At 60.6% G+C, this 20,104-nt stretch carries 20 protein-coding genes; 12 read left to right on the top strand and 8 right to left on the bottom strand.

Translation table 11 applies throughout. The features are described from left to right. Positions 1–330 precede the first annotated feature (330 nt). Positions 331–1,023: a hypothetical protein gene (locus J7573_RS20050; RefSeq protein WP_294339433.1), complete on the bottom strand. Its 693-nt coding sequence runs from the start codon at positions 1,021–1,023 to the stop codon at positions 331–333. A 605-nt stretch (positions 1,024–1,628) separates the two neighbouring features. Here J7573_RS20050 and J7573_RS20045 point away from each other — a divergent pair. The 8 genes from J7573_RS20045 to J7573_RS20010 all read left to right on the top strand — a co-directional run bounded on the left by J7573_RS20045 (position 1,629) and on the right by J7573_RS20010 (position 4,754). Then, entirely contained in the window at positions 1,629–2,150 is a 522-nt protein-coding gene (locus J7573_RS20045) for a tyrosine-type recombinase/integrase (protein ID WP_294339572.1), read from the top strand. Positions 2,151–2,279: 129 nt separating this feature from the next. After that, positions 2,280–2,642, top strand: coding sequence for a DUF1413 domain-containing protein (locus tag J7573_RS20040; RefSeq protein WP_294339430.1), 363 nt, complete (start codon positions 2,280–2,282; stop codon positions 2,640–2,642). A 177-nt stretch (positions 2,643–2,819) separates the two neighbouring features. After that, positions 2,820–3,134: a hypothetical protein gene (locus tag J7573_RS20035; RefSeq protein ID WP_294339427.1), complete on the top strand. Its 315-nt coding sequence runs from the start codon at positions 2,820–2,822 to the stop codon at positions 3,132–3,134. 64 nt (positions 3,135–3,198) lie between these two features. Beyond that, the gene (locus J7573_RS20030) at positions 3,199–3,405 is read left to right on the top strand and encodes a hypothetical protein (RefSeq protein WP_294339425.1); all 207 of its coding nucleotides are present in this window, start codon (positions 3,199–3,201) and stop codon (positions 3,403–3,405) included. Positions 3,406–3,508: 103 nt separating this feature from the next. After that, on the top strand, positions 3,509–3,739 hold the full coding sequence (locus J7573_RS20025; protein ID WP_294339424.1) for a hypothetical protein: 231 nt from the start codon (positions 3,509–3,511) through the stop codon (positions 3,737–3,739). 13 nt (positions 3,740–3,752) lie between these two features. After that, positions 3,753–3,989 (top strand): hypothetical protein, encoded by a 237-nt coding sequence (locus J7573_RS20020; RefSeq protein ID WP_294339422.1) that lies wholly within the window; start codon positions 3,753–3,755, stop codon positions 3,987–3,989. A gap of 89 nt (positions 3,990–4,078) precedes the next feature. Then, positions 4,079–4,480 carry a hypothetical protein gene (locus J7573_RS20015; protein ID WP_294339419.1) on the top strand — a complete coding sequence of 134 codons (402 nt, stop codon included), beginning with the start codon at positions 4,079–4,081 and terminating at the stop codon, positions 4,478–4,480. Further along, positions 4,455–4,754: a hypothetical protein gene (locus J7573_RS20010; protein ID WP_294339417.1), complete on the top strand. Its 300-nt coding sequence runs from the start codon at positions 4,455–4,457 to the stop codon at positions 4,752–4,754. The genes J7573_RS20015 and J7573_RS20010 overlap by 26 nt, the downstream gene beginning before the upstream one ends. Before the next feature lie 32 nt (positions 4,755–4,786). Here the strand turns inward: J7573_RS20010 and J7573_RS20005 are convergent, their stop codons facing one another. Further along, complete coding sequence (locus J7573_RS20005) at positions 4,787–6,172, bottom strand: gluconate:H+ symporter (protein WP_294339415.1); 1,386 nt, start codon at positions 6,170–6,172, stop codon at positions 4,787–4,789. A 378-nt stretch (positions 6,173–6,550) separates the two neighbouring features. Between J7573_RS20005 and J7573_RS20000 the strand changes: the two genes are divergently transcribed. Next, entirely contained in the window at positions 6,551–7,480 is a 930-nt protein-coding gene (locus J7573_RS20000) for a malate dehydrogenase (protein WP_294339412.1), read from the top strand. Positions 7,481–7,558: 78 nt separating this feature from the next. On the opposite strand, the gene J7573_RS19995 is transcribed toward J7573_RS20000, so the two are convergent. The 6 genes from J7573_RS19995 to J7573_RS19970 form a co-directional block, all read right to left on the bottom strand. After that, entirely contained in the window at positions 7,559–7,876 is a 318-nt protein-coding gene (locus J7573_RS19995; protein ID WP_294339410.1) for a helix-turn-helix domain-containing protein, read from the bottom strand. Position 7,877: 1 nt separating this feature from the next. After that, positions 7,878–8,174, bottom strand: a complete 297-nt coding sequence (locus J7573_RS19990; RefSeq protein WP_294339408.1) for a type II toxin-antitoxin system RelE/ParE family toxin — start codon at positions 8,172–8,174, stop codon at positions 7,878–7,880. Between the two features lie 316 nt (positions 8,175–8,490). Then, positions 8,491–9,450 carry a bile acid:sodium symporter gene (locus J7573_RS19985; protein WP_294339404.1) on the bottom strand — a complete coding sequence of 320 codons (960 nt, stop codon included), beginning with the start codon at positions 9,448–9,450 and terminating at the stop codon, positions 8,491–8,493. A gap of 71 nt (positions 9,451–9,521) precedes the next feature. Continuing rightward, complete coding sequence (locus tag J7573_RS19980) at positions 9,522–10,115, bottom strand: hypothetical protein (RefSeq protein WP_294339402.1); 594 nt, start codon at positions 10,113–10,115, stop codon at positions 9,522–9,524. A gap of 147 nt (positions 10,116–10,262) precedes the next feature. Further along, on the bottom strand, positions 10,263–11,516 hold the full coding sequence (gene glyA / locus J7573_RS19975) for a serine hydroxymethyltransferase (RefSeq protein WP_027918253.1): 1,254 nt from the start codon (positions 11,514–11,516) through the stop codon (positions 10,263–10,265). 297 nt (positions 11,517–11,813) lie between these two features. Then, complete coding sequence (locus tag J7573_RS19970) at positions 11,814–15,644, bottom strand: EAL domain-containing protein (RefSeq protein WP_294339397.1); 3,831 nt, start codon at positions 15,642–15,644, stop codon at positions 11,814–11,816. A 260-nt stretch (positions 15,645–15,904) separates the two neighbouring features. Here J7573_RS19970 and J7573_RS19965 point away from each other — a divergent pair, with 260 nt between their 5' ends. The 3 genes from J7573_RS19965 (at position 15,905) to gdhA (ending at position 20,079) form a co-directional block, all read left to right on the top strand. After that, the gene (locus J7573_RS19965) at positions 15,905–16,321 is read left to right on the top strand and encodes a hypothetical protein (RefSeq protein ID WP_294339394.1); all 417 of its coding nucleotides are present in this window, start codon (positions 15,905–15,907) and stop codon (positions 16,319–16,321) included. Between the two features lie 436 nt (positions 16,322–16,757). Next, complete coding sequence (ettA, locus tag J7573_RS19960; protein WP_103445757.1) at positions 16,758–18,425, top strand: energy-dependent translational throttle protein EttA; 1,668 nt, start codon at positions 16,758–16,760, stop codon at positions 18,423–18,425. A gap of 313 nt (positions 18,426–18,738) precedes the next feature. Next, complete coding sequence (gene gdhA, locus J7573_RS19955; RefSeq protein WP_294339387.1) at positions 18,739–20,079, top strand: NADP-specific glutamate dehydrogenase; 1,341 nt, start codon at positions 18,739–18,741, stop codon at positions 20,077–20,079. Positions 20,080–20,104: the final 25 nt, after the last annotated feature.

Genomic DNA, 20,104 nt, shown 5'->3' with positions numbered 1-20,104 from the left:
GGGGAATGTCCTCTTCGCGGGACTGGCGGCTCCTTACTTCCGCGAGCGAGGGCATCTCATGATCTGGCCTCCTGAGCACCGTTACCGGTGGGCGGAGACAGGAATCAAACAATGACCTACAGACCCAGTAAAATATAGATTTTTCTTGGCATATCCCTCGCGCGTATCCCTAAACAAGGTTTCACCTCTGCCATGCTCAGAGGGTCCGGGTCTGCGAGTATGAGACGAATGATGCGTTTCGAACCATCCTAAGGAGCGTGACCTCTTGAAAGTCTTTTTCAGCGCCTGCATAGGGAGGTTGCTGAGTCGCGTGATTTCCGCATGAGTAACTCAGCCGCTACTGACGTATCCTGTGATCGCTCCGTCTTCATACATGTAAGACGACATATTGAGAGTAAACTGTTGTTTCAACTTATGCCTTGAACCGCCGACGTCTTTAAAGTTGATGACCGCCTTGAGTGGTGGAAAGTCGGCTATATCGGATACTCGCTTTAGATGAACGCAACTTGTCACGTATGAAAACCAGAGCGCTAAGTAAGCATGAGGAATATAAACCGAGACTGGTTGATCATTGATGGAAGCAGGCAGAGCGAAATCGATCTCTTGTATTTTTTGGTTCTTCCACATCGACGCCATAATCGTAGTACTGCCTTCTGCTGAAGAAAGCATATCACCCTCAAGCTTATACGCATCTAGCTTGGCGTCTAGAGCAGCTAGAGAATTCACCTTGGCGACGGCAGCCCCTATAGGAAATGACCAGCTTATCGTTAGATTTTTCGCTGGTCCTAGGCCGATATTATATGTCCTAACCACAAACTCCTTCCACAATGGATCTTTACCTAGGCTCTTGCCTTCCCCCCGGGACTTGTCAAAAGCAGTTCTAGCGAAAACCAACTCCGGCTTATACGAGGCCTTTCGCTGTACAGAAATCTGGATTACGGTTAGAAACGTCGCAATTGCGGATACTGCTGCGGCCACGCTAGCAGAGGTCGCTATAAGTTGATCTAGAGTCAAATTAAACATTGGCTGGGCAGCTCACAATAAGTAGTGCTTCGGCATATGCCTAGGTAAAGCTAAAAATGGTCCCCTCGGCTTCAGCTCACTGCTAGGTCTGAGCCACAGACGGGTAGCAGGCAGGGGACCCAAGGAGAATACCACTATAACGGGGACGGAAACCCGCGCCATCGCACTAGCGGGCAGGCCACCAGGTTACTGAAATTTCAGTCATTGAAATCTATCGGATGGCTGAATGAAAAGCTGATTCTTGCCGGTGCGGTAAGGGTAAGGCTCGGTGTTCAAGAAGCTGCACAATTCACCTCGGTTCACCTGATTCACCAGTTCACTAAGCTGGGCGCCCTGCCGCTAACAAAGAGCCGCGGGTTTCCTGCCCCGTATCTTGCCCATACTCCCAGGGTCCCCGGCTGGTTACAGAAAACGGGAGATCGGGACTACCTCTACCGCTGAAGGCGTGAATATATAGGGGCATGGGGTTCCTAGCTAGCCAACTCTATCCAGCGGTGTAACAGGTGTAATCCGTGTAACAAGAGCTACGAATCTATTGATTTTAAAGGCCGAAAGCATAGTTACACGTTAGCTTGGCCGCTCGTACCTAGCAGTGTAACGGTCGGATCGGTGTCGCAGACGTGCTTTATCCCAGTGGAGCCATCAAGCCCGAGGTCTATCTTCATGCAGAAATCACCAAAGGCTGCCGACCGCGCAATGTGTACCTGACCCATCCACGATGCATTGCCGCCCTGGACAGCTGGATAGCAGTTCGCTTGCAGCGCCGCTGGGGCCTTTCCGGCGATGCTGAATACCGAGGCCTGCGCCCAGGTTCAAAGCTTGTCACTACGCACAAGGGCCAAGCATTTGAACTGGCGTTCAAACACCGCGAGCTGGACAGTGGGCACGAGGTGTACCGGGCCTGTGATTCACTCCAGCAGACATTCAGCAGGCTTTACCGGCAGGCCGGTATCAAGCAGGGATCGTCGCACAGCGGCAGACGCTCCCTGGCGGCCAAGGTGTTAGCGGCAACCGGCGATGTTGAGACGGTGAAGACCATCCTTGGCTATGCCTGCCTTGACCACAGCAAGCCCTATCTGACCGTTGATCAAGCGACGATTCGTCGGGTATTTGAGGTTGCTTTGTGATCACCATCATGTATGAGCTGTGGGGCCTGGATCAGTTGATCATGTGTCATTCATTTTATAAAGCAGTTGCATTCATGTGGCTTTGCATTTACATTCATTTAAAAATCAGCCTGTAGTAGGTCCCCAAAAATGCTAGTCAGTATCCAGATCAAAGATGATCTACTCCGTGCCTTGTTGAATCAGGCCCACAAGAATGACTCAACGCCAGAGGCCCTTCTCGACGATATCTTGCGGGAAGAGCTCGATGACCCAGATTTGGAAAGCAAATCGCTTGATGCCTTCCTTCACGAGGCGATACGCGGGGCAGGCGCAATCGAAAAAATGACTGAATTTTCGTTCGATGACGTTTTGGGTAGGGAGGATTGGAATCGTCTGAGTGGTGGTGACCGTAAATCGCTTGGTCGAAGTTTCCGGAAAGAGGTTGAGCGCTTGGGTATCGCCGTGTGGCTGCGCCGCAATAGCGCGAACAAAGCCATTTACCTTAAGCGGTAGACCGAACGGAGGCGACGACTACAACAGCGCGAAAGAGTGTGTCGCTGTTACCTCTGACTGAATCAAGGACATCACGGCGGATTTGCCGCCCATTGACACCTCAAGCCCAGCCGTAAACGCTGGGCCGAGGCCGTAGAGCGGTGCGACTTTCGCGCGCTCATTACGAAGGAACGCGTCATGGCGAAATACAAAGTTGAGCAGTTTTCGAGCACGATCAAAGACAACGGGCGTGGGCGTGACAACTTGTTCATCCACTGCAAATTGATCAACTCGGCCAACAATGCAACGTCCCGTGAATACCGGATTTCACCGGATGAGCGGTTTCCGAACCTGCAAGAGCTGGCCGGGCTCATCACACTTGGGTTCAATCAGGCGAAGGCAAACGGGAAGTCGGTCGAGATCTCTGAGTACAAGGAGCGTGTATACCTGTTTCTGACCATGCCTGATGTCAATGGTGGCCAGCAAATACAGGTATCTGGCGAACGCGTTTGATCGAGGAAAACGACCAGGTACACCACAGCCCCTCCGGCCGCGGCGATATTGGAATGGAGTAAAGATGTTTGACACTTACGCTATGTGTTTTGTATTGGGCTGTTTTGCGGCTTTCCTCGCCTATGAGGCCGGGCAATCGCGTGGCTCAAAGATGGTGAAGAACCGTGTCCTGAAAGCATTGGCGCAGCATGAGGTTGATGTATCTCACGGATACTCGGAGGGCTACTCGGGCCTTGGCCTTGCACGGATCATCAGGAACATCATCAGCTAAAGGAAAACGCCCAGGTACACCAAAAGCCCAGCCGTTACACCGCTGGGCGGTGGCAGTAGATGGGCACGACTCACGCTGCCCAGGATCGAGGAAGGAAAAGAGCATGAGTACGAGCGAAACAACTGATACGTTGCAACTCAAACTCGATAAGGATGCCCAGCGACTCGTTCGTAGGTTCCGTGAAGCCCGTAAGAAGGTTCTTGAAACACCAGAAACTCAACGTGGCCCAAAGAACGGTTACAAGAAACGCGTTGCAGATATGAACGATGCCGCCGCTGATTTGGCAATGTGGATTGAGGTTATTGCTGAGCAACAGGAGCAAGCCAAGAACTAAAAGGAAATATGGTATGGGCTACAACCTTCGCCCTGGCCTACCAACACCGCCGATTTTCGAACCCAAGGCTCAGCTTCTGTTTTACCTGATTGATGGTCGAAGTTACCCGCTTACGCTGATTGCGGGCGACCATTGGTTGACGTATGACGGCTGCGTTTGGACGGTCAATGCGGATGAGCCAGCGACGGAGAAAGAAGTGGCGGCTTTGCTGGTTAAGGCTGGCGGTGTCACTACATGGTGGGGAGCATAGGAAAACTTGCCGCCTAAACAGCCCGCCCCGTGCGGGCTAAGCCCGTAGGAGAGGCGCGGTTTTCGCGCTCCAGGATCGAGCTAAAAACTATGGATATCATCGCATTGCTACAACAGGCATTGGACGCATCTAACAAACTTCGTGACTTAGCCAAAAAGGTTGGTGATGCTGATTTCAAGATGATCGTTGCTGATCTGCACTCGGCACTTGGGGATGCAAAACTTGAATCTGGCGAGCTTAAACTGAAGCTCGCGGCAGCCCAAGAACAGATTGTCAGTCTCCAAGCCCAGGTCAAGCAGAGGGCTGTGGGGCAGCCTACATACACCGAAGAAGGTGTTTACAGCTTTGAAGGCGAGCCGGGGCGATTCTGTACTTCTTGCTGGGATGTTGGTGAGCGTCGTGTGCGTCTTTCCGATGTACCTTACGATTTCCAGTTCGCAGGTAAATGGAAGTGCCCCAAGTGTAATGCTCGCTACGGCGCCGAAGGTTGACCCGTGGCGCATCAGCACGTCCTATTTCCTGACCGAACCGCTGGTGGAAACTGGCGCCATTGTCTACGAAGGCAAGGCAGAGCCAAACGAGCTGCAGTCTTACTGGCATCTCCACCCGCTGAGCGATGTGCTCATGAGCGTTACGGGCGCAGGCTTGAGCCTTCGTGCATTCGACGAGTACCCGCATTCCAATCGGGAGGAGGTCTACGACGTCTATGAGCAGGGCGCAGCACAAATACCCATGTGCTACACCCTGGTCGCAGAAAAACGCTGAGGAAGCTGATGAGCTGGGCTGGTTTTCCCGGCTCAGCCCACCGTAATCGCCGCATTCAGCATCAACACCACGATCAAACCAACCACCGCCACGATGGACTGCACCACCGAGATGGTCTTGGTAGCTTCACCCATGGTCATGCCAAAGGACTCCTTCACCATCCAGAAACCGGCATGGTTGGCATAGTTGAAAAACAGCGAACCGCAGCCGATGGACAGGGCCAGCAATGGCAGGTTCAGGCTGGGGTCAGCACCTGCAAGCGGTGCCAGCAAGCCGGCAGCGCCGACGATACCGACCGTGGCGGAGCCGGTAGACACCGACAGCAGCATCGCGATCAGCCAGCCCAGGATCAACGGCGGGAAGGCCGATTGCTGGGTCAGGTGCACGATGGCATCGCCGACCTTGGCGCTGGTCAGCATCTCCTGGAAGGCCCCGCCCCCGGCGATGATCATGATGATCGAGGCGATCGGCTTGAGGCTTTTGCCCAGCGCATCGCGCAGTTGTTCGGCATCGCCGCCGCGGGCGAGTACCAGGCTCGCGCCGGCGAACAGCACGCCCAGCAGCATGGCGATCAACGGGTTGCCCAGAAAGCTGGCCAGTTCCAGCAGCGCATTGCCCTTGGGCAGCAGCATTTCGGCGACGGCATGCACCAGCATCAGGATCGCCGGCAGCAACGCGGCCAGCATGCCGACCACTACGCCGGGGCGGGGTTGACCATCAGCTTTCTCAGCCAGGGTGAACTGGTCCAGCAATGCCTGATCGGGCCGGGTGCTCATGCGCTGCGCAATGAACAGGCCATACAGCGGGCCGCCCAGGATCATGGCCGGGATCGCGGCAAGGAAGCCATAGAGCATGGTGGGCCCGACCGAGGTCTTGAGCACGGCGATGGCGGTCAACGGGCCAGGGTGCGGCGGGACCATGCCGTGCATGGCGGCGAGCGCGGCAATCACTGGCACACCGACGTACACATACGCCGAGCCCTTGAAGCGGGCCTTGCTTTCCAGCTTTCGCGCCACGCTGAAGATCAGCGGCAGCATGATCACCAGGCCCACTTCGAAGAACATCGGGATGCCAATGACAAAGGCAACCAGCATCATCGCCCAAGGGATCATGCGGTCCGAGGTGCGCTTGAGGATCACATCCGCGACCTGCTCAGTGACGCCAGCGTCCGCCAGGATCTTGCCGAGCATTGCGCCCAGCGCGATCACCACCCCGACTGCACCCAGTGTCTTGCCGGCGCCCGTGAGCAGGTGGGAAACGATGCTGCCGGGTTCCATGCGGGTGGCAAAGCCCACGCCAATGGACACCACCAGCAAGGCCAGCAGCGGGTGCATCTTGAGGCGGGACACGATGAGCGCTACCAGCACCAGGACACTGACCAAGGCGGTCAGCAACAGCTGTATATCTAAGGGAGTCATTCAGGGAATCTCGGTTGGGCTGGCGCGCTAGCGGCACTCAGGCATTGCAGGCATGGCAGGGTTTCTGCGGGCAATAGCGAGCCGTTATCGGTCGCGGGCATATGGCCGACTGGATGCGCAAACTTCGAACTTCGGAGGAATGGGGCTGGCGGACGGAGGTGTCGCGCCGGGCAAAGGCGTAGGGCTGGGCAGTGCGATCATGGAGCGATTCACCTTGTTATTTGGTCATCTATATGAATCTTTACAAAGTATTTCCGGGACGGTGGGATGCTGTCAATAGCATGCGGTCGCATCACATGGTCTTTTCGCCTTGGCAGGCAATACTTCTCTCTATACGCAGGCGTGCTCCTGGTGGCGCGCGCCGCTGGGAGGTGTCAGGTGAACAAGTTATCAATCGTAGGTGCCGGGATCGTGGGCGAGGCGGCGGCGCAGATCATCGCCCGGGAAGAATACTGCCGTGAGCTGATGTTGCTCGATGTGCAGGGTGAGCTGGCCCAGGGCAAGGCGCTGGACATCTGGCAGGCGGCCGTCGAGTCAGGGTCTGATACCCGGGTACTTGGCGGCGCCAAGGCCGAAATGCTGCAGGACTCGGACCTGGTGGTGATTACCGCAGGCGTGCCGCGCAAGCCTGGTCAGTCGCGGCAGGACGTGCTGAGCATCAACCTGCCTATCCTCGACGGCATAATGCACGACATCAACCGCTATGCGCCGGCAGCGACGGTGCTGGTGGTGTCGAACCCGGTCGATGTGCTGACCTATCGGGCCAGGTCGCTGAGCAAACTCGGGCGGGGCAAGGTGTTCGGGCAGGCGGGGGTACTGGATACCGCACGCATGAAGTGCTTCATTGCCGAGGAGACCGGGTTTTCTGCGCGGGATATCACGGCGCTGGTGCTGGGCGGGCATGGCGACAGCATGGTGCCGCTGATGCGCTACTGCCAGGTCGGGTCGGTGCCGCTGTCGCACTTCCTGTCCGATGAGCAGATCGAGCGGATCGTCGAACGCACACGCAAAGGCGGTGGCGAGATTCTGGGTTTGAAGAAGGTTGGCAGCGCCTGCGATGCCCCGGGCGTGGCCATTGCGCAGATGGTGGATGCGATCGCCAATGGGCGTAACCGTATTCTGCCGGCGGTTGCGATTCTTGAAGGGGAATACGGGCGCACCGATATCGCCATGGGCGTACCCTGTGTGTTGGCTGGGGAGGGGATTGCCCGGGTGATCGAGTTGCCGCTGGATGCGAAGGAGCAGGCGATGTTTGATCACTCTGCCGATCAGGTGGCGCGGGATATTGGTGAGATGAAGGCGTTGTGAGGCGAAGGACCAACTGCTTACACAGCATAGCTTTATCGCCGGCCATGTGGCCGGCGATAAACACAGGCAAAACTACGCTCAGGACGTAGTCAGCTCCAGAGACAGTTCCGGATGCTTGAGGATTAAGCGCATCAGGCATAGAACACCACCTGGGGGCACGAAGCGGCCTTGTTCCCAATCACGTAACGTCGCCACTGGCGTAGCGATACGCTCAGCGAAAGTTGCCTGAGTCAATCCGCAACGCTCACGTGCCTGGCGAACCAGTATCTGCTCAGGCGTAGTGACGCGCCCGGCTCCTATCTTGGCTTCTTTGAGCGCTTGGCGCAGGTCAGGCAATGGCTCACCAGCATCAGCCTCGATGGCTTTGGCAACGCTTTCAAGATCAATGTCACGCATTTCATACCACCTTGCTGATTTCAGCGGGGCTCATGTTTGCTCGCTCGGCCTTGGCATAAACCGTAAGCAACAACACAATCTCATCTTCATTAAGGTTGAAGTAGATCACTCGTGTGCCGCCGGACTTGCCAGCCCCTGCACGACTCCATCGTATCTTTCGTGCACCATCAGCACCGGGGATCACATCCCCTGCAAGCGGATTGACTGCGATCCAATCGATGAAGGCCAGGCGCTCGTCGTCGGACCACAACCTGGCGGCGGCTCTTTGGAACGTAGGCGTTTCGATTACTGTACGCATCTGAATGTACGGGATTCCCTTATAGCATGCAACGCTGGAAACGGATGCTCAAAGGGCGAAACGGCAAACGGTTAAGGGGTTAAGTGGTCTGTGCCAAGCGAGCTGTGTTGCCGCTCAGCATTCAAGCCGGCCTGGGCGTAAATCATTGAACTCGCCCTTGAGCTCCTCGAATGCGAGCTGATGCGCTCGTCAGGATCATCTTCCTGCTTCAGGGGCACTGAGTCTTCATCGGCTGATTTGCTGGATGTGTCTAATACGGCTTATGGCCGACCCGGCGCTCCGGTGTGGCCGCTCCTGCTCGGGCTCGAGTTAATGCCTATTGGGCTTGTAGGAGGGCCGGGATGGCCCGGACGTAAATCAATTCACTTACCAGCTCAACCAGTGTTTGGGTGATGACTGCCGCTGCGGCCAACCCACGCAGGTCCTCAGGCAACGCCAGTGCAAGTGGCAAAACCACCAGCGAGTTGCGCGTCGCGGCACTGAAGGTCACCGAGCGTGCTTCAGCCACTGGCAGGCGCAGCAAGCGTGCCGAAGCGAACCCGAGCAGCGGTGCCAGCAGCATGAAGCCGACGTACACCGGAATCACCGGCAGCAACCGATCAAAATCCCGCAACACCACAGCAATCTGTGACCCAATCACCGCCACCAGCACCAGGGCCATCGCAGGCACTGGCATCCACGCCCAGGCGTCGTTCCACGCCGAGACAGCGCGGGAGCGGCGGGCGCCAGCGCTGGTGAGCACGGCGAGGATCATCGGCAGCACGATCAGTAGCACGAAGGCTTCCACGAAAGGCGCGATGCTGATGGCTACGCCGCTGCTGTCGCCTAGCATCAGCGCCAGGTACACCGGCAGCAGCACCAGCTGCACCAGCAACAGCACGGGCGTGGCGGCGAGGGTCAGGCGCGAGTCGCCTTTGCCGATGTGGGTGAACACCACCACATAGTCGATGCACGGCGTCAGCAGCACCAGCAGGGCGCCGATCAGGATCGCCGGGTGCTCGGCCAGGCCGCGGGTGAGGCCCCACACCAGCAATGGCACAAGGATGAAGTTGGCGAGCAGCAGGGCGGTCATGAAGCGGCGGTTGCCCAGGCCCTGGCGCAGGTCGAGGAAGGGGATCTGCAGGAACATCGCATACATGAGCACGGCGATGGCGGGGGTGACCAGGGCTTGCAGGTGTTGCGCGGCGTCGCTGGCCAGCAGGCCGAAGGCAACGGCAGCGAGCACCGCGGCAAAGTAGATCGGGATTTGCTGGGTTTCGAGTTGCTCTCTGGTCAAGACCGGGCCTGTGCTGGGTTGTGTTTGGGGTGGCACAGGTTAATACGTGACGACGGGTGGCGCACGACGTATCAGGCCGGCTTGAGCCAATCGACACCGCGCTCCTGAATGATCAGGCTCAAGGTCCCTTGCTGCGCAGCCGGATAGCAGGCCAGATACCCGCCCACCGGATACAGATTGTGCACTTCCAGTGGATGCCCATCCGCACTGGCCAGCTGAATTTCCCTGCGCCCATTTTCAAGCTGGGTCAGGTCGAACGCCTCACCGGTTTGAGCATCGGTCAGCGCCCACAGGCTTGGGTCTTCTGCCTTGATCGGTTGGGCGTTGACCAGGCCGTCGCCGGTGATGAACACGCCGTGGCCAGTGTGGGGGCCGCTGCGCAGATAGAGGCGGTAACCCGCCTCGCCGTGGCGAAAATACAGCAGCAACGCCGCTGGCTGGGCGGCTTGCTCGAAGGTGACCAGCCCGATCTCCCGGCCGTGATGCCAGTCCGCGTCGGTGCCATTCAACAGGCCGAGGGTCCTGGCGCCTTCAACCACATGACCTGGCGCTTGCTGTGGGCTCGCCAGCGTTACGGGCCCGCGGGTCATGTTGCCCAGCACATTGATCGGCGCTTCAGCGACCTCCAGGGTGGCAGTGAAGGACAGTGTTACGTGATCAGCCATGGGTGGCCTCCTGCGCGTTTATCAGAGGAGGTGGCAGGTTAGGCAGCCTGGTTCACACCGCCTATTCGGAAGCGGTTCCCGCGCCAGAACGCAGGCATGAAAAAGCCCGGCACAGGGCCGGGCTTTTTCACATCAGGCTTGCGCCAATCAGTTGCCGTAAACCGGCAGCTTCTTGCAGATGGCCTTGACCTTCTCACGCACGGCGTCGATCACCGCTTCGTTGTTCAGGTCAGCCAGGATGTCGCAGATCCAGCCGGCCAGCTCGCGGCACTCGGTTTCCTTGAAACCACGGGTGGTGACGGCTGGGGTGCCGAAACGCAGGCCCGAGGTGACGAACGGGGAACGTGGGTCGTTCGGTACCGAGTTCTTGTTGACGGTGATGAAGGCTTTGCCCAGGGCAGCGTCAGCATCTTTACCGGAGATTTCCTGCTTGATCAGCGACAGCAGGAACAGGTGGTTCTGGGTGCCGCCGGAAACGACGTCGAAACCACGCTCGATGAACACTTCGGCCATGGCCTGGGCGTTCTTCACGACCTGCTGCTGGTAAGCCTTGAACTCAGGCTGCAGTGCTTCCTTGAAGCAGATGGCCTTGGCGGCGATCACGTGCTCCAGCGGGCCGCCCTGGGCGCCTGGGAAGACGGCGGAGTTCAGCTTCTTCTCGATGTCGGCGTTGGCACGGGCCAGGATCAGGCCGCCACGTGGACCGCGCAGGGTCTTGTGGGTGGTGGTGGTGACCACGTCGGCGAACGGCACAGGGTTCGGGTACACGCCAGCGGCAACCAGGCCGGCAACGTGGGCCATGTCGACGAACAGGTAGGCACCGACCTTGTCGGCGATGGCGCGGAAGCGGGCGAAGTCCAGGACCTGCGAGTAAGCCGAGAAGCCGGCAACGATCATCTTTGGCTTGTGCTCGACAGCCAGGCGCTCGACTTCGTCGTAGTCGATCAGGCCGTTGCCGTCGATGCCGTACTGGATGGCGTTGTACAGCTTGCCCGACGAGCTCACCGAAGCACCGTGGGTCAGGTGGCCACCGTGGGCCAGGCTCATGCCCAGGATGGTGTCACCGGCCGACAGCAGGGCCAGGTAGACTGCGGCGTTGGCTTGCGAACCCGCGTGCGGCTGGACGTTGGCGTAGTCAGCGCCGAACAGTTCCTTGGCACGGTCGATGGCCAGTTGCTCGACCACGTCGACGTACTCGCAGCCACCGTAGTAGCGCTTGCCTGGGTAGCCTTCGGCGTACTTGTTGGTCAGGACCGAGCCCTGGGCTTCCATGACTGCCGGGCTGGTGTAGTTTTCCGAAGCGATCAGCTCGATATGCTCTTCCTGGCGCAGGGCTTCTTGCTGCATGGCTTCGAAGAGCTCGGCGTCGTACTTGGCAATGGTCAAATCACGGCTGAACATGGCGGTCCTCAAGGATCGGGGTAATTTGGGGGGGCATTCTAACCGATTGATCCGCGCCTGGCATATGAACTGGCATCAAGTCGCGGACCAATGGGGCTCATGTTGCATCCCGCGCCGTGTCTGGGCTGGAGTTGACTCTGAGGTCCGCTTTTTCGGCACGTTTTTCAGCCGTGACGCACCCCCTGTAGGAGCGGGCTTGCCCGCGAACACCGGCGGAGCCGGTGCCATCCACCGCGGTGCCTGCTTCGCGGGCAAGCCCGCTCCTACAGGTACCGTGTCGCGTCAACGGGCGAAGGCTCACTGGAACATGAACAGGGTCTCGTTGGCGAACTGCGCCTCGAACTGGGTGGCCGGCATCGGCCGCCCGAACAGGTAGCCCTGCACCTCGTCACAGCCATGCTCGCGCAGGAACTCCAGCTGCTCGTGGGTCTCCACGCCCTCGGCGATCACCGCCAGGTTGAGGCTGTGGGCCATGGCGATGATCGCCCGGGCGATCTGCGCGTCCTGCTCGCCCTCGGGCAGGCCGTCAACGAAGGTTCGGTCGATCTTCAGCACGTCGATGGGGAACTGCTTGAGGTAGTTCAGCGATGAGTAACCGGTGCCGAAGTCGTCGACCGCGATGCTCAGGCCAAGGTTCTTCAGGCTGGCGAGAATCTGCAGGGCCTCGTTGACCTCGCGCATCAGGATGCTCTCGGTCAGTTCCAGCTCCAGGCACGCCGGTGGCAGGCCGGTTTCCTCGAGGATGGTGGCAATCCGCGTGCCCAGCTGGCCGTCGGAGAACTGCCGCGCCGAGATGTTCACCGACACCTTCGGCACGCGCACCTTGTGCTTGTGCCAGACCTTCAGCTGGCGGCTGGCCTCGCGCAGCACCCAGTCGCCGACATCCACCACCAGGCCCAGTTCTTCGATCACCGGGATGAAGTCGCCCGGCGGCACCAGGCCGCGGGTCGGGTGACGCCAGCGCAGCAGCGCTTCGGCACCGGTCAGGCGCTTGCCGTCGCCGCTGAACTGCGGCTGGTAGTAGAGGATGAATTCGTTCTGCTCCAGTGCGTGGCGCAGGTCGCTCTCCAGCTCCAGGCGCTCCAGGGCACTGGCGTTCATCTCGGTCTGGTAGAACTGGAAGTTGTTCTTGCCGCGCTCCTTGGCGTGGTACATGGCGGTGTCGGCGTTTTTCATCAGCTGGCTCAGCTCGTTGCCGTCCTGCGGGCTGAGGGCGATGCCGATACTGGCGGTGACGAAGAACTCGCGGCCTTCCAGCACGAACGGCCGTACCAGGCTGCCCAGAATGTTCTCGGCCACGTGAATGGCGCGGTTCAGGGCCATCTCGCGTGTGGCGCGCGGCTGCAGCAGCAGGGTGAATTCGTCGCCGCCCATGCGCGCCACGGTGTCATCGTCATCGACGCAGGCCAGCAGGCGCTGGGCCATGTCCTTGAGCATGCGGTCGCCTGCGGCGTGGCCTAGGGAGTCGTTGATCGGCTTGAAGCGGTCGAGGTCGAGGAACATCAGCACCACCCACGACTTCTGCCGCTCGGCCTGCTGCAGCGCGGTGTGCAGGCGGTCCTGGAACAGCGTGCGGTTGGGCAGGTGGGTGAGGGCGTCGTAGTAGGCCAGGCGGTGGATGCGCTGCTCGCTGGCCTTGCGCTCGCTGATGTCGGTGAAGAAGCACACATAGCTGGCCAGGTCGCCTTCGTCGTCGAGTACGGCGGTAATGCCGACCCAGGCCGGGTAATGGTCGCCGCTGCGGCGCTTGAGCCACACTTCGCCTTCCCAGCTGCCGCGCTGGTGCAGTTGCTTGAGCACGTAGCGCAGGTGGCTTTCCTGCTGGTCCTCGACCACCAGCATGGCCGGCAACTGGTCGAGCACGTCGCTGACCGCGTAGCCACTGACCCGGCTGAACGCTTCGTTGGCCTGCACGATGTAGCCGGCCGGGTCGGTGATGAGGATGGCCGACGTGGAGTGTTCGAATACCGTCGCGGCCATGCGCAGGTCTTTTTCCGCACGGCGTTGCTGGCTGATGTCGCGGCCCACACCGAGCACGCCCTCGAAGCGCTGCTGGTCGTCCCACACCAGTACCAGGCGCAGTTCGATGGGGATCTTGCGGCCATCGGCGCGCAGGCAGTCGAACAGGAACAGTTGCGTCGGCAGCTGGCTGCGCAGTTGTGCCAGCTGCTCGCTGTCGCCCATGGCCTTGCTGACCCGCTCCATCAGGCTGTAGATGCCGGTGAGCTGGGCCGGGTTGGCGATGATCGACTGCCAGCCGTTGTCGAAGATCCAGTCGGCCTGGTAGCCCAGCACCGCCTGCACCGACGGGCTGAGGTAGTTGAGCTGCAGGCGGCTGTCGGTGGAGAAGATCACGTCGCTGATGCTTTCGGCGAGCATGCGGTAGCGTTGTTCGCTGTCACGCAGCGACTGGCTGGCCTCGATCTGCACGGTGACATCCTTGCCCACGCCGATGATGCGCGTGACCAGGCCATCGTCGTCGCGGGTCAGCACCTGCTCGCGGATTTCGTAGCAGCGCCAGCCGCCGTCGCGGTGGCGGAAGCGCAACTGCGTGTGCAGCGACTGGCTGTGGGCACTGTCGCGCTGTTGCTGGCGTAATGCCTGATAGTGCGCGGCGTCTTCGGGGTGCAGCAGCAACTCCCAGAAGCGGTCGCCCATCTGCGCCAGCTCGGTGCGGTCGTAGCCGAGGGTCTGGCCGAGGTGGCGATTGCTGAAGATCATTCGCTGGCTGAGCACGTCCTGCACGTACAGCTGGTCGGGCACGGTGCGCACCACGTCGGACCAGAAGCTTTCACGTTCCAGCAGCGACAACTCCACCTGCTTGCGGCTGGTGATGTCGCTGATGCTGAGGATCACCGCCTGGTAGTTGCGGCGCTGCTGCGGCAGGCGCGCCATCAGCCACAGGTGCAGCTCGCCGCCCAGCGGCGCGGGCAGGCGCACTTCCAGCTCCAGCGACGGGCGTTGTTCGATCAGGGCGTCGATCAGCTGCATGCCAATGCTGTCGCGGCTAACGCCGCTGCCATCGATCAGCCGTTGCCAGGCGCCTTCGTGGCACTCGACATTGAGCAGCTGGCGCGCCACCTGGTTGATCTCGGTGATCTTCAGTTCCAGCAGCAGTGAGCGACGCAGGTTGGGGTCCAGTGCCAGGCTCTGCTTGAGCCCGGCCAGGTTGCGCAGGTGATAGCGGTCGAGCTGGCCGGGCAGGCTCGACAGGTCCAGCACGCACAAGGCCACGCCCGTGCCTTCGAAGATTTCCTGGTAGCGCCGGCGGTCTTCCTGCAGCGCGCGCTGGCGACGGCGCATGTTGATCAGCGCCAGCACCGGCAGCAGGGCGCAGAACAGCGCCAGCAGGCACTTGCCGATCAGTGCCGGCAGCAGCTTCTGCTGGGCCAGGCCGGCGTCGAACAGGCCACGCAATTGCCAGGCGCTGTTGTCGATGTAGGCGAGCATCACGCTTTGCAGGGGTTCACCGCTGGTCTGTGCCGGGGCATGGCGTTCCAGTACCTCGCCGTTGCGGCTGTTTTCCAGCAGCCACAGCGGGTGGCCGGGGCCGTCCAGGTGCACGGTGAGCGCCTGGTAATAGTCCGCAGACAGCCGCAGCAGCCAGTAGCCGCGATCCTGTTCCGCCGTCTGGCGCAACAGCAGGTAGACGGTGCGGTTGTCTGCCGAGTTGGCGAAGAAGTAGCTGCGGCCCTGGTTCAGGCCGACCAGTTCGTCAATCATCTGGCGGTCGGGGCTGCCGGCCAGGCTGTCACTGCGCAGTTGCCCGGCATGGTCCAGCCACGCCAGGTCGCGCAGGGCGGGCAGGCGTTCGCGCAGGGTCACCAGCAGGCTCGGCAGGGCGGCGGGTGTCGGCGCCTTGACGTACGGCTGGACCACGTTGAGGGCCTGCTGGGCCTTGAGCGCCAGGTTCAGGCTCAGGTGGTCGGCGAGTTCGGCGCTGGCATCGAGGCTCAGCTGGCGCTGGTCGGCCTGGGTGTGGCGGAACTGCGAGAACAGTTGCCACAGCAGCAAAGCCAGCAGGATCAGGGCCAGCAGGGCCAGCGCACCTTTGACCGAACCACGCAGCGAAGCGACTGGGGCCGGCGAAGCGGGGCGCAGCAGAGTCGGATGATTGAGATCGGTCAAGCGTCGGTCCTGCGATTGGGCTGGCGATGGCAGGGAGGGAACATGCACGGTGTATGCCGGTATCTGCACAGGCCAGGACCGCGGTCGCGCACTATAAAGCCGGACTTCCGAACGGGCTAGCATGCCTGTGATTATGGCAATGTGCCAGCCCTGTTGTCCGGTGCCAGTGGTCGTGGTGATGCCGGCCCGTTCGGCAAGACCCTGCATCCTGTGCGAGAATGCCGCCCGCTTCAATGACAACGCATCGGAGATGTTCGGTTTTGGTTACTCACTTTTCCACCAATGGCCTCGATTCCGCCTGTGGGCGCAGCAGTCAGACCCTTGTCAGCACTGCCGTGACCGCGGACGTATCCTGCAAATCGTGCCAGCGTTCGCTGGTCAAACCCGACGCGGCTGCGGCCTCGAAGAACAAGACGCCATCGCTGGCGGAACTGCGCAAGACCGCCAAGGCGGCAGCGCCGGCTGAAGAGGCACCTGTGGCTGCCGTGGCCAAGCCGGCTGGCAAGGTTGTCAGCACGCCAGCTGCAGCCAAGCCTGCCCAGCCCGCCAAGGTTGCCGAGCAGCCTGCCCGCAGTGCTGGCTTCAGCGTCAAGGCCGCTTACGCTGCGCGCCTGGCCGAGCAGAGCGACCGTTGCCGGTTGCCGCGGGGCAAGGCTAAGAAGCAGCGTCACGTCTGACCCATTTCGGGCTGCTGTGCCGGCCTCTTCGCGGCTAAAGCCGCTCCCACAGGTATTGCTCAAGGCTTGAATCTTGTGCAGTACCTGTGGGAGCTACAGGATTGCTCAAGGCTTGAATCTTATGCAGTACCTGTGGGAGCCACAGGATTGCTCAAGGCTTGAATCTTATGCAGTACCTGTGGGGGCTACAGGATTGCTCAAGGCTTGAATCCTGTGCAGTACCTGTGGGAGCGGCTTTAGCCGCGAAAGGGCCGGCACAGGCAATAAATGCCTGCCAGGATCACAACGATCCCACCCCACCATCCGACCACCCTGTGCAACGCCGCGCGTTGGCGTAGAATGGTCGACTTTGTTCAATGAAACCCCGTAAACACATCCCCCTGGCCACAACGCCTGGGCGATCGTCGATGTCTTTACCTATTTAGAGGGCTTGGTTTTGGCTCAATACGTCTACACCATGCATCGGCTGAGCAAGGTCGTGCCGCCGAAGCGGGAAATTCTCAAGAATATTTCCCTGTCGTTCTTCCCTGGCGCCAAGATCGGCGTGCTCGGCCTGAACGGCGCCGGTAAATCGACCCTGCTGCGGATCATGGCGGGCGTCGACAAGGAATTCGACGGCGAAGCCCGTCCGATGCCCGACATCAACGTGGGTTACCTGCCGCAGGAACCGCAACTGGACCCGAACAAGTCCGTGCGTGAAGTGGTCGAGGAAGCGGTCAGCGTGATCAAGGACGCCCAGGCTCGCCTGGACGAGGTCTACGCCGCCTACGCCGAGCCGGACGCTGACTTCGACAAGCTGGCTGCCGAACAGGCCAAGCTCGAAGCCATCCTGCAGGCCGCCGACGGCCACAACCTGGAGCGCCAGCTGGACGTTGCCGCCGACGCCCTGCGCCTGCCGGCCTGGGATGCCCGCATCGAACACCTGTCCGGTGGTGAGAAGCGCCGTGTGGCCCTGTGCCGTCTGCTGCTGTCGGCCCCCGACATGCTGCTGCTCGACGAACCGACCAACCACCTGGACGCCGACTCGGTAGCCTGGCTGGAGCGCTTCCTGCACGACTTCCCGGGCACCGTGGTAGCGATTACCCACGACCGTTACTTCCTCGACAACGTCGCCGGCTGGATCCTCGAACTGGACCGCGGCGCCGGCATTCCGTACGAAGGCAACTACTCGGGCTGGCTGGAAGCCAAATCGGAGCGTCTGGCGCAGGAATCCAAGCAGCAGAGCGCCCACGAGAAGGCCATGAAAGAGGAACTGGAGTGGGTGCGCAAAGGCGCCAAGGCCCGTCAGTCCAAGTCCAAGGCCCGTCTGCAGCGCTTCGAAGAAATGCAGTCGCAGGAATTCCAGAAGCGCAGCGAAACCAACGAGATCTACATCCCGGCCGGTCCGCGCCTGGGCGACAAGGTCATCGAGTTCAAGAACGTCACCAAGGGCTATGGCGATCGCGTGCTGATCGACAACCTGTCGTTCGCCATGCCGAAGGGCGCCATCGTCGGCGTGATCGGTGGTAACGGTGCCGGTAAGTCGACCCTGTTCCGCATGCTGATGGGCAAGGAACAACCGGACTCGGGCAGCATCGAGATCGGCGAAACCGTGCAGCTGGCCTGTGTCGACCAGAGCCGCGAGGACCTGGACGGCGGCAAGACCGTGTTCCAACAGGTTTCCGACGGTTCCGACATGATCAAGATCGGCAGCTACGAGATCCCGTCGCGTACCTACGTTGGCCGCTTCAACTTCAAGGGTGGCGACCAGCAGAAGTTCGTCAAGGACCTGTCCGGTGGTGAGCGTGGCCGACTGCACCTGGCCCTGACCCTGAAGGAGGGCGGTAACGTCCTGCTGCTCGACGAACCGTCCAACGACCTCGACGTCGAAACCCTGCGTTCCCTGGAAGAAGCCCTGCTGGACTTCCCGGGCGCCGCCATTGTGATTTCCCACGACCGTTGGTTCCTGGACCGTGTGGCCACTCACATCCTGGCGTACGAAGACGACTCGAACGTGGTGTTCTTCGAGGGCAACTACACCGAGTACGAAGCCGACCGCAAGAAGCGCCTGGGCGATGCTGCTGCCCAGCCGCACCGTGTACGGCACAAGAAGCTGGCCCAGTAAGCCAGTCTTCTGATGCACAGGAATGGGGCCCGTCGCGGCCCCATTTTTGTGCCTGGCTGGAAAGGGGTGTTGGCTTCATTCGCGGGCACGCCCGCTCCCACAGGTACAGCGCCGGTCTTGAGGTTTGCGAGGTTCCTGTGGGAGCGGGCGTGCCCGCGAAGCAGGCGGCGCGGAGGGTGATTTTGTATACACTTATATAAAACGCACCAAATAATTTCAGAAAAACGACATTTCGCCCTATTCCGGTGCGATTGCTTCTTGGTACATTTCGAAAAAAACCAATAAGTCCAATCCTCTTGGTGAGATGTCTACCATGATCGAATCTGTCGACAATTTCCTTGCACGCCTGCAGCAACGCGACCCGGGCCAACCGGAATTCCACCAGGCTGTGGAAGAAGTGCTGCGTACCCTGTGGCCTTTCCTCGAAGCCAACCCTCACTACCTGCAGTCCGGCATCCTCGAGCGCATGGTCGAGCCTGAGCGCGCCGTGCTGTTCCGCGTGTCGTGGGTCGATGACCAGGGCAAGGTCCAGGTCAACCGCGGCTACCGCATCCAGATGAGCAGCGCCATCGGCCCGTACAAGGGCGGCCTGCGCTTCCACCCGTCGGTAAACTTGAGCGTGCTCAAGTTCCTGGCCTTCGAACAGGTGTTCAAGAACTCCCTCACCTCGCTGCCCATGGGCGGCGGCAAAGGTGGCTCGGACTTCGACCCGAAAGGCAAGAGCGATGCCGAAGTCATGCGCTTCTGCCAGGCCTTCATGAGCGAGCTGTACCGCCACATCGGCGCCGACTGCGACGTGCCGGCCGGTGACATCGGCGTGGGTGCCCGCGAGATCGGCTTCATGTTCGGCCAGTACAAGCGCCTGGCCAACCAGTTCACCTCGGTGCTGACTGGCAAGGGCATGACCTACGGCGGCAGCCTGATTCGCCCTGAAGCCACCGGCTACGGTTGCGTGTACTTCGCGGAAGAAATGCTCAAGCGTCAGAGCCTGCGCATCGATGGCCGTCGCGTGGCCATTTCCGGTTCCGGCAACGTTGCCCAGTACGCGGCGCGCAAGGTCATGGACCTGGGCGGCAAGGTGATTTCGCTGTCCGACTCCGAAGGCACCCTGTACGCCGAAGCCGGCCTGACCGATGCCCAGTGGGACGCGCTGATGGACCTGAAGAACGTCAAGCGCGGCCGCATCAGCGAGCTGGCTGACCAGTTCGGCCTGGAGTTCCGCAAGGGCCAGACGCCGTGGAGCCTGCCGTGCGATATCGCCCTGCCGTGCGCCACACAGAACGAACTGGACATCGAAGACGCCCGTACCCTGCTGCGCAACGGCTGCATCTGCGTGGCTGAAGGCGCCAACATGCCGACCACCCTGGCGGCGGTCGACCTGTTCATCGAAGCTGGCATCTTGTACGCACCGGGCAAGGCATCCAACGCCGGCGGCGTGGCCGTATCGGGCCTGGAGATGTCGCAGAACGCCATGCGCCTGCTGTGGACGGCCGGTGAAGTGGACAGCAAGCTGCACAACATCATGCAGTCGATTCACCATGCCTGCGTGCATTACGGTGAAGAGGCGGATGGCAAGGTCAACTACGTGAAGGGCGCGAACATTGCGGGCTTTGTGAAAGTGGCCGACGCCATGCTGGCGCAAGGCGTGGTCTGATCCGAGGGACTCGGGGGCTGCTTTG

The sequence above is a fragment of the Pseudomonas sp. genome (genome assembly GCF_017744435.1).
In the GTDB taxonomy this organism is placed as follows: domain Bacteria; phylum Pseudomonadota; class Gammaproteobacteria; order Pseudomonadales; family Pseudomonadaceae; genus Aquipseudomonas.
This window is presented reverse-complemented; position numbering and strand designations above follow the sequence as displayed.

Excerpts from the sequence above, each read along its gene's own strand:
- J7573_RS20050 (WP_294339433.1), bottom strand. The coding sequence starts at position 1,023 with ATGTTTAATTTGACTCTAGATCAACTTATAGCGACCTCTGCTAGCGTG.
- J7573_RS20040 (WP_294339430.1), top strand. The coding sequence starts at position 2,280 with ATGCTAGTCAGTATCCAGATCAAAGATGATCTACTCCGTGCCTTGTTG.
- J7573_RS20035 (WP_294339427.1), top strand. The coding sequence starts at position 2,820 with ATGGCGAAATACAAAGTTGAGCAGTTTTCGAGCACGATCAAAGACAAC.
- J7573_RS20030 (WP_294339425.1), top strand. The coding sequence starts at position 3,199 with ATGTTTGACACTTACGCTATGTGTTTTGTATTGGGCTGTTTTGCGGCT.
- J7573_RS20025 (WP_294339424.1), top strand. The coding sequence starts at position 3,509 with ATGAGTACGAGCGAAACAACTGATACGTTGCAACTCAAACTCGATAAG.
- J7573_RS20020 (WP_294339422.1), top strand. The coding sequence starts at position 3,753 with ATGGGCTACAACCTTCGCCCTGGCCTACCAACACCGCCGATTTTCGAA.
- J7573_RS20015 (WP_294339419.1), top strand. The coding sequence starts at position 4,079 with ATGGATATCATCGCATTGCTACAACAGGCATTGGACGCATCTAACAAA.
- J7573_RS20010 (WP_294339417.1), top strand. The coding sequence starts at position 4,455 with ATGCTCGCTACGGCGCCGAAGGTTGACCCGTGGCGCATCAGCACGTCC.
- J7573_RS20005 (WP_294339415.1), bottom strand. The coding sequence starts at position 6,172 with ATGACTCCCTTAGATATACAGCTGTTGCTGACCGCCTTGGTCAGTGTC.
- J7573_RS19995 (WP_294339410.1), bottom strand. The coding sequence starts at position 7,876 with ATGCGTGACATTGATCTTGAAAGCGTTGCCAAAGCCATCGAGGCTGAT.
- J7573_RS19990 (WP_294339408.1), bottom strand. The coding sequence starts at position 8,174 with ATGCGTACAGTAATCGAAACGCCTACGTTCCAAAGAGCCGCCGCCAGG.
- J7573_RS19980 (WP_294339402.1), bottom strand. The coding sequence starts at position 10,115 with ATGGCTGATCACGTAACACTGTCCTTCACTGCCACCCTGGAGGTCGCT.
- glyA (WP_027918253.1), bottom strand. The coding sequence starts at position 11,516 with ATGTTCAGCCGTGATTTGACCATTGCCAAGTACGACGCCGAGCTCTTC.
- gdhA (WP_294339387.1), top strand. The coding sequence starts at position 18,739 with ATGATCGAATCTGTCGACAATTTCCTTGCACGCCTGCAGCAACGCGAC.